Annotated in this window: 7 protein-coding genes; 4 read left to right on the forward strand and 3 right to left on the reverse strand. The window is 75.1% G+C overall.

The window, feature by feature from the left end; genetic code table 11:
* Positions 1 to 145 precede the first annotated feature (145 nt).
* Both AB0D08_RS39345 and AB0D08_RS39350 read right to left on the reverse strand, forming a co-directional pair.
* Entirely contained in the window at positions 146 to 1747 is a 1602-nt protein-coding gene (locus AB0D08_RS39345) for a DUF3492 domain-containing protein (protein WP_359895142.1), read from the reverse strand.
* A 401-nt stretch (positions 1748 to 2148) separates the two neighbouring features.
* Positions 2149 to 3057 (reverse strand): alpha/beta fold hydrolase, encoded by a 909-nt coding sequence (locus tag AB0D08_RS39350; RefSeq protein WP_359895144.1) that lies wholly within the window; start codon positions 3055 to 3057, stop codon positions 2149 to 2151.
* Between the two features lie 230 nt (positions 3058 to 3287).
* Here AB0D08_RS39350 and AB0D08_RS39355 point away from each other — a divergent pair, with 230 nt between their 5' ends.
* The 3 genes from AB0D08_RS39355 (at position 3288) to AB0D08_RS39365 (ending at position 4770) form a co-directional block, all read left to right on the forward strand.
* The gene (locus tag AB0D08_RS39355; RefSeq protein WP_033823845.1) at positions 3288 to 3959 is read left to right on the forward strand and encodes a TetR/AcrR family transcriptional regulator; all 672 of its coding nucleotides are present in this window, start codon (positions 3288 to 3290) and stop codon (positions 3957 to 3959) included.
* Positions 3960 to 4081: 122 nt separating this feature from the next.
* On the forward strand, positions 4082 to 4309 hold the full coding sequence (locus AB0D08_RS39360; RefSeq protein ID WP_033823850.1) for a DUF3107 domain-containing protein: 228 nt from the start codon (positions 4082 to 4084) through the stop codon (positions 4307 to 4309).
* A gap of 167 nt (positions 4310 to 4476) precedes the next feature.
* Positions 4477 to 4770 carry a hypothetical protein gene (locus AB0D08_RS39365; protein ID WP_359895146.1) on the forward strand — a complete coding sequence of 98 codons (294 nt, stop codon included), beginning with the start codon at positions 4477 to 4479 and terminating at the stop codon, positions 4768 to 4770.
* Positions 4771 to 4788: 18 nt separating this feature from the next.
* Here the strand turns inward: AB0D08_RS39365 and AB0D08_RS39370 are convergent, their stop codons facing one another.
* Complete coding sequence (locus AB0D08_RS39370) at positions 4789 to 5559, reverse strand: ferritin-like fold-containing protein (protein ID WP_033823843.1); 771 nt, start codon at positions 5557 to 5559, stop codon at positions 4789 to 4791.
* Between the two features lie 661 nt (positions 5560 to 6220).
* On the opposite strand from AB0D08_RS39370, the gene AB0D08_RS39375 reads away from it, so the two are divergent.
* Positions 6221 to 7720: DEAD/DEAH box helicase (locus AB0D08_RS39375; RefSeq protein WP_359895148.1), on the forward strand; the 1500-nt coding region annotated here is incomplete at its 3' end.

The following is a 7720-nucleotide window of genomic DNA, read 5'->3' on the forward strand; positions in this document are numbered from 1 at the left end:
ACCGCGCCGTCTGCGAGCAGGCCGTCGACGGCGCGGTGCCGGACGATCAGTTCCCGTACCGGGTCGGCCGGCGGCGGACCGCCGCCCGCGCCACCGGCGGCGGGTACGGCCGCCCGCGGCGCGGCCTGCGGCCCGTGCCTGGCCATCAGAGCACCTCGGCCAGGGCGCCGGGCGCGCTGGCCCCCGTGGCGGGCTCCTGGTCGCCGCCCGCCGGTGCGGCCGGCTCCGGCCGGGCCGATCCGGCGACCCAGTACTCGGCGGGCCGGGCGAAGGGCTGCAGCCGCCGGCCCGAGCCGGCCGGGAAGGCGGGCCAGCGCGAGACCAGCTCCAGGTAGATCTCCCGGAAGGCGGTCACCTCCGGCTCCACCGCGAACCGTTCCTGCGCGCGCAGCCGCCCGGCCAGCCCGAGCCGGGCCCGGCGCTCCTCGTCCCGCAGCAGGGCGAGGCAGGCCCCGGCCACCGCCAGCGGACTGCGCGGCGGCACCAGCAGGCCGCTCGGCCCGACCACCTCGCGGGCCACCCCGACGTCGGTGGCCACCACCGCCCGGCCGCTGAGCATGGCGTCGGCGAGCAGCCGCGGACTGCGCTGCGCCAGCGCCGAGAAGACCACCACCTGCCCGGCCTGCCAGGCCTCGGCCGGGCTGCCGGGCCGCCCCTCGAAGTCGACGGCGGCCGTGATCCCCAGCCGGGCGGCGATCGCTGCGCAGTGCGCCCGGTAGCCGGGCACGCCCTCCTCGCCATACATCCGCAGCCGGGCCCCGGGCAGCTCGGCGCGGATCTTCGCGAAGGCGTGCAGCATCAGCTCCGGGTCCCGCCCGGGCTCCAGCGGACCGGCCCAGACCACGGTCGGTTGCTCGGGCTCCGGGCCGGCGGCCTCCCGGGCGACCGCCGGGCTGCCCTCGTGCACCACCCTGATCCGAGCCGGGTCGGCACCGCAGCGCTGCTGCCACTGCTGGTCGTACGCGCTGCCGGGGGTGAGGGCGGCGGCCTGCCGGTAGGTCTCCTCGGTGAGCAGCCGGAAGAAGGACAGCAGCAGCGCCCGGACCGGCCAGCGGTAGGGCGCGGTGCGGTAGCTGCGGTACTGCTCCCGCAGGTGCAGCCCGTGCTCGGTGACCACGAACGGGATGCCGTGCAGCTGCTTGGCGGCCAGGGCGGGCAGCGCCGCCGGGCCGCCGCCGACCACGTGGCACAGGTCGGCGGCGCCGATCCCGCCGGGCCCGGTGCCGTACCAGTCGGCGGCGAGCGGGCGCAGGCACTGCTCCAGCAGGTCACCGGCGACCAGGACGTCGCGGACCAGCGGGCGGCCGGCCGCGGTGTCGGCGCCGGGCGAGCGCCAGACCCGCTCCAGCACCCGCTGGGCGTGCCCGGAGGCGAGGAAGGCGGGCAGCGCGCCGTCGGCTCTCGCGAGCTCGGCGAGCCGGTACAGGCCCGGGCCGAAGGAGGACCGCTCGGCGGGCAGCACCAGCGCCCGGACCAGCTGCTCGTAGGCCTTGCGGTACGGCCCGCGGCGGTGGGCGGCCGGGCCGCGCCCGGCGGGCCGGCGGCCCCACATCGGGAGCGTGTGCACGGCGGTCAGCCCGCGCACCGGCGGGCCCGGCTCCGCCCCGGCCGGACCGGGGCGCTCGCCGCGCGCCAGCAGGTACAGCTGGAACTCGTGCTCGACCAGCCCGTCGGCCAGTCGGCCGCACCAGCCGGCACCACGCTGCGCGTTCGAATAGGTGCTCTCGGTGAGCAGGGCGATGCGCACGACGCCTCCAGAGCAGAGCGTTCGACGGGTTCGACGACTACGACACAGGGAGCCTGATCAACCAGTGACACCAATGCTCAGAAAGGCAGCGGCCCCGGGCGGTGCCGAGGCCACTCCCCGTGGCCTCGGCACCCGGCACCGCCGTGCAGCGCCACCGGGTATCCGGCGACGGCTGCTCCCCCACACCTGTTCGGTCTGACACCACAAAGGTAGAACGAGCGAGGCGCATCACCTCGCTCACCTGCCTGGTAGCCACCTGATCGAGTGAACCGGCGTGACCGGGCCGGATCTCCGGCGTTCACCCGGCCGTGGCAGGCCCGTGGCAGCACGGCCACCGCCGGCGCCGCGGCCCGCCCCACCCGCACCCGTACCCGTCGACCCCGCGCGGGTCCGCTCGGAACTCAGAACCCGGCCAGCAGCTCCCGGACCGCCCGCGCCACCTGCCGCGGGTGCTCCATCATCGCCACGTGCCCGGAGTCCGGCAGCACCAGCAGCCGGGCGTCCTCGAACGCCGCACAGGCCCGCCGGGCGGAGCGGTAGGACACCAGCTTGTCCTTCAGCCCGTACACCAGCAGCACCGGCACCCGGACCTGCGCGGCCTGCCGCCACAGCGACTGCTCGCCGCGCTCCGTGTACGCGGTCACCACCCCGCGGGCCGAGCCGGCCAGCACCGGGAGCGCGTAGGGCAGGGCCATCCGGCGCCGGTACTCGGCCACCGCCCCGGCCCGCCGCTCGGCCGGTATGGCCGACGGGTCGGCGTACACCAGCCGCAGCAGGTTCTCGGTGGCCGCCTCGACGCTGCGCCGCCGGTCCGGGGCGCGGCCGAGCAGCGCGGGCAGGCCGGGTACCGCGAGCAGCCCGGTCGGCCAGGCGCTGCGCTGCGGCGGCAGCTCGGGCAGGGCCGGGGAGATCAGGGTCAGGCTGCGCACCAGGTCGGGCCGCAGGGCCGCGACCCGGACCGAGACGGCGCCGCCCAGCGAGTTGCCGAACAGGTGCACCGGACCGCGGTCGCACTGCTCCAGGTACCCGATCACGGCCCGGGCGTGGCCGGAGACCGAGAGGTTGCCGTCCTGCGGCGGCGCGGACCAGCCGAAGCCGGGCAGGTCCAGCGCCTCGCCCGCGACCACCCCGGAGAGCTCGGCCATCAGCTCGGTCCAGTTGTCGGCGGAGCCGCCCAGCCCGTGCACGTAGAGGGCGGGCGGCAGGCCGTCCCCGTTCCCGTCGGCGGTTCCGCGGACGGCCAGTTCGGCGCCCGGGACCAGGACGGTTCTGAACGATTCGGCCTCGGGCTGCAGCTGATCGGCGCTCATGGAGCACGATGGTAGTGAGGTGCCGGGCGCCCGGAAGGCGGCCCGGCCGGATCTCACCCTGTGGACAGCGCAGGTCCGGACCGTATTGTGGGCTCCCGACAAGGCCGTTTCTGCGTTTTACTCGGCTTCACCGGGAGCAGACCTGGTTACCGAAAAGTAGAATCAATGGCCCTGCCATCGGTCCGACCGACCGTGCAGCGACCATGTCCGACCGTGAAGTGAGGAGCGCCGTGACGGCCATCCAGGAGGCGCAGGAGCGCCCGCGCGGTGCTCGCCTGCCGCGAAGCGCCCGCCGTGAACAACTGCTCGGCGCGGCTCAGGAGGTGTTCGTCGCCCAGGGCTACCACTCGGCCGCCATGGACGACATCGCCGACCGGGCCGGGGTGAGCAAGCCGGTGCTGTACCAGCACTTCCCGGGCAAGCTCGAGCTCTACCTCGCCCTCCTCGACAAGCACTGCGACGCCCTGGTCGACGCCACCCGGGACGCGCTCTCCGCGACCACCGACAACAAGCAGCGGGTGGCCGCCACCATGGAGGCGTACTTCCACTACGTCTCCAGCGAGTCCGGCGCCTTCCGGCTGGTCTTCGAGTCCGACCTGACCAACGAGCCGGCCGTGCGCGAGCGGGTGGAGCGGGCCAGCGACATGAGCGCCACCCTGGTCAGCAAGGTGATCGCGGAGGACACCGACCTGCCCGAGGCGGAGGCCAAGCTGCTGGCCGCCGGGGTCTGCGGCCTGGCCCAGATCACCGCCCGCTACTGGCTCTCGCAGGGCCGGGACATCCCCCGGGACGAGGCGGTCCGGCTGGTCGCCAGCCTGGCCTGGCGCGGCCTCAAGGGCTTCCCGATGCACCCGAACGACCAGGACCAGGCCGACGGGGACGAGGAGCCGGCGGACAGCTGATCAGCGGACCTTCGCCGCGCGGCCCGGACCGTGCTCTATGGTGAAGCCGTACGGCGCAAGGACCGCGGACGCCTGTTCGAGGTGGTGCGCATGGCTGTTGCAACCCCGGAGGGATGGAAGCCGTGGAGGTCAAGATCGGCGTGCAGAACGCGCCCCGCGACATCGTCATCGAGAGCTCGCTGAGCGCTGACGAGATCGCGAGCGCCGTCGCCAAGGCGCTGGAGGGCACCGAGAAGCTCCTCTCCCTGACCGACGAGCACGGCCGTCGCGTCCTCGTCCCGGCCGAGCGCCTGGCGTACGTGGAGATCGGCGAGCCGGCCGCCCGCAAGGTGGGCTTCGGCACCCTCTGACCGAGGCGCCCGAGCACAGCGGCGGCGCCCCGCCCCTCCCCCGAGGAGGGCCGGGGCGCCGCCGTTTCCCGTCCCGCTCCGGTCCTGCGGGCCGCCGGGGGCGTACCGGGGCCGCCCGCCGGGTATGGCGGGGCTACGGCACCCAGCACGCCCCCGGGAGGCAGCCCGTGTACGTGGAGACGATCGCCTACGCCCTGATCGGCCTGACCGTCGGCTTCGGCGCCCTGGTCCTGCTACCGGGGTACTTCCCGGCCGCCCGGGTGCTGACCGTCTCGACGGCGCTGGTGGCCGCGCTGCTCGGCGGGCTGATCGCCCGGTACGCCTTCGACGGTGAGCAGCCCGCCGCCGCGCTGGCCGTCTCGGCGGTCGGCTCGGTGCTGCTGGTCTCCGTGCCGGCCCGGCCGGACCGGGGGCCGCGGCGCGGCGGCGGCCACCGGCACCGCCGGCAGCGGGCCGCCTGACCGCGGCGGGCCGGTCGGTCAGGAGGCGAGGCCGAGGGCCGCCATCCGCCGGGTGTGCGCCTCGGTGATCCGGTTGAACATCTTGCCGACCTCGACCAGGTCGAAGCCCTGCACCTGGGCGCCGCCGACCAGCAGGTTGGACAGCGCGTCCCGCTCGGCCACCACCCGCTGGGCCTGGCTGAGCGCCTCGCCCATCAGGCGGCGGCCCCACAGCGCGAGCCGCCCGCCGACCCGCGGGTCCTCCTCGATCGCCTGCCGGACCCGGTCGACCGCGAACGCGGCGTGGCCGGTCTCGGCCATCACCCGCAGCACCAGGTCACGGGTGTCGTCGTCGAGCCGGACCGCGACCTCGCGGTAGAAGTCGGTCGCGATCGCGTCCCCGACGTACGCCTTGACCAGGCCCTCCAGCCAGTCCGAGGGCGCGGTCAGCCGGTGGAAGGCCTCCAGCGGCTCCACGAACGGGGTCATCACCTCGGTGGGGTCGGCCCCGACCTCGGCGATCCGGTCGTGCAGCAGCTGGTAGTGCTGGAACTCCGCCGAGGCCATCCTGGCCAGCGCCGCCTTGTCGACCAGGCCCGGGGCGAACTTGGCGTCCTCGGCCAGCCGCTCGAAGGCGCTCAGCTCGCCGTACGCGAGCGCGCCCAGCAGGTCGAGCACGGCGGCCCGGTAGCCCGGATCGGCCGCACGGGTCGCCCAGTCGCCGATCGAGCCGGTCCCGGCCTCCGCGGGGGTCGCGGCGGCGGCGGTCGGTTCGGTCGGGGTGCCCTGGCCAGAATCCTGAGTCTCCATGGCACGTCACCTTAGACCGCCCGGCGGCGGCCGCCGCCCCGGCCCACCGGCCCGGCCGTCCGGGGGCCCCCGCGAGGCCTCCCCGGGCCCCCACCAGCCGAGTAAGGCGCGTCACGTGTTCGAGTCGGCGCTGGACTGTATGGTGGTAGCGAGGCCTGGTGTACTCGCGCGGCCCGTCCCTGTGGACAGGCCGCGCAGACGTGCTCCGTACGAGTCAGGCACTCACGTACGCGGATGCCCGGTCGGAGACCCGATCGGCTCCGACCTTGGCCTGGACTTCGGGCCTTGGCACCGCATCAGTGGCCGAGCGAGGGCCGCCGCGGACCGCGCCGTACGGCGCAGGTCCCGCGCCGTCCCCTCACGGGAATCCTTCCCCCACGCCGCCGGACGGCGCGCCCCCCACGGGCCGCGCGGTCGGCAGGCAGCAGGGACCGGCGCGGTGTGCGACCCGCAGCTGTGCACAGCGGCCCGTCACGGGCCCGGCGCAGCGGTATGGCCGCCCGCCGCCCTCTCGCTCTCGGCCCCCGCATATGGAAGAGGCAGCACCCTGTCCACCACCGCTGAACCCACCAAGACCACCTTCCGGGACCTGGGGATCCTCCCGGAGACCGCCGAGGCCCTCGAGGCCGTCGGCATCGTCCACCCCTTCCCCATCCAGGAGATGACCCTGCCGGTCGCGCTGACCGGCCACGACGTCATCGGCCAGGCCAAGACCGGTACCGGCAAGACCCTCGGCTTCGGCCTCCCGCTGATCGAGCGGGTCGTGGTGCGGGCCGACCTCGACGCCGGCCGGGCCACCGCCGAGCAGCTCTCCGACAGCCCGCAGGCACTGATCGTGGTGCCGACCCGCGAGCTGTGCACCCAGGTCACCAACGACCTGCAGACGGCCGGCAAGGTCCGCAACGTCCGGGTGCTCGCCATCTACGGCGGCCGGGCGTACGAGCCGCAGGTCGAGGCGCTCAAGAAGGGCGTCGACATCATCGTCGGCACCCCGGGCCGGCTGCTCGACCTGGCCGGCCAGCGCAAGCTCGACCTCTCGCAGGTCCGCGCGCTGGTGCTGGACGAGGCCGACGAGATGCTCGACCTCGGCTTCCTGCCGGACGTCGAGAAGATCATCACCATGCTGCCGGCCAAGCGGCAGACCCTGCTGTTCTCGGCCACCATGCCGGGCCAGGTGATCAGCCTCGCCCGCCGGTACATGAGCCAGCCGACCCACATCCGGGCCGCCGCGCCGGACGACACCGGCGCCACCGTCGCCAACATCGAGCAGCACATCTTCCGGGCGCACTCGCTCGACAAGGTCGAGGTCGTCTCCCGGATCATGCAGGCCGACGGGCGCGGCCTGGCGATGATCTTCTGCCGCACCAAGCGCACCGCGGCCGACGTCTCCGAGCAGCTGACCAAGCGCGGCTTCGCGGCCGGCGCGGTCCACGGCGACCTCGGCCAGGGCGCCCGCGAGCAGGCCCTGCGGGCCTTCCGCAGCGGCAAGGTCGACGTCCTGGTCTGCACCGACGTCGCCGCCCGCGGCATCGACGTCGAGGGCGTCACGCACGTCATCAACTACCAGTGCCCCGAGGACGAGAAGACCTACCTGCACCGGATCGGCCGCACCGGCCGGGCCGGCGCCTCGGGCACCGCCGTCACGCTGGTCGACTGGGACGACATCCCGCGCTGGCAGCTGATCAACAAGGCGCTGGACCTGCCGTTCAACGAGCCCGAGGAGACCTACTCCACCTCGGCGCACCTGTTCGAGCTGCTGAAGATCGCGCCCGGCACCACCGGTGTGCTGCCGCGTTCCGAGCGCACCCGGGCCGGTCTGAACGCCGAAGAGGTCGAGGACCTCGGCGAGACCGGCGGCCGCGGCGCCCGGGGCGCCCGCACCCGTGGCGGCCGGGGCACCGGCCCGGCGGTGGCGGCTCCGGAGCCGGAGGCCGCCGAGCGTCCGGCCCGCAAGCAGCGGGAGCGCCGCCGTACCCGCGGCGGTGCCCGGGCCGAGGGCGCGGACGCCGCGGTGGCCGTGGCCGAGGCCGCGACCCCGGTCGCGGTGGACGCCCCGGCCGAGGCGGCGCAGGCTCCGGCCCAGCGCCGCAGCCATCTCCTCGCGGGTACCGCTGGAGACCACCGCGCGACCCTTGGTGTGCACGTCCATCATCAGCTGCCT

This window comes from Kitasatospora sp. NPDC048540 (assembly GCF_040651175.1).
Lineage (GTDB): Bacteria > Actinomycetota > Actinomycetes > Streptomycetales > Streptomycetaceae > Kitasatospora.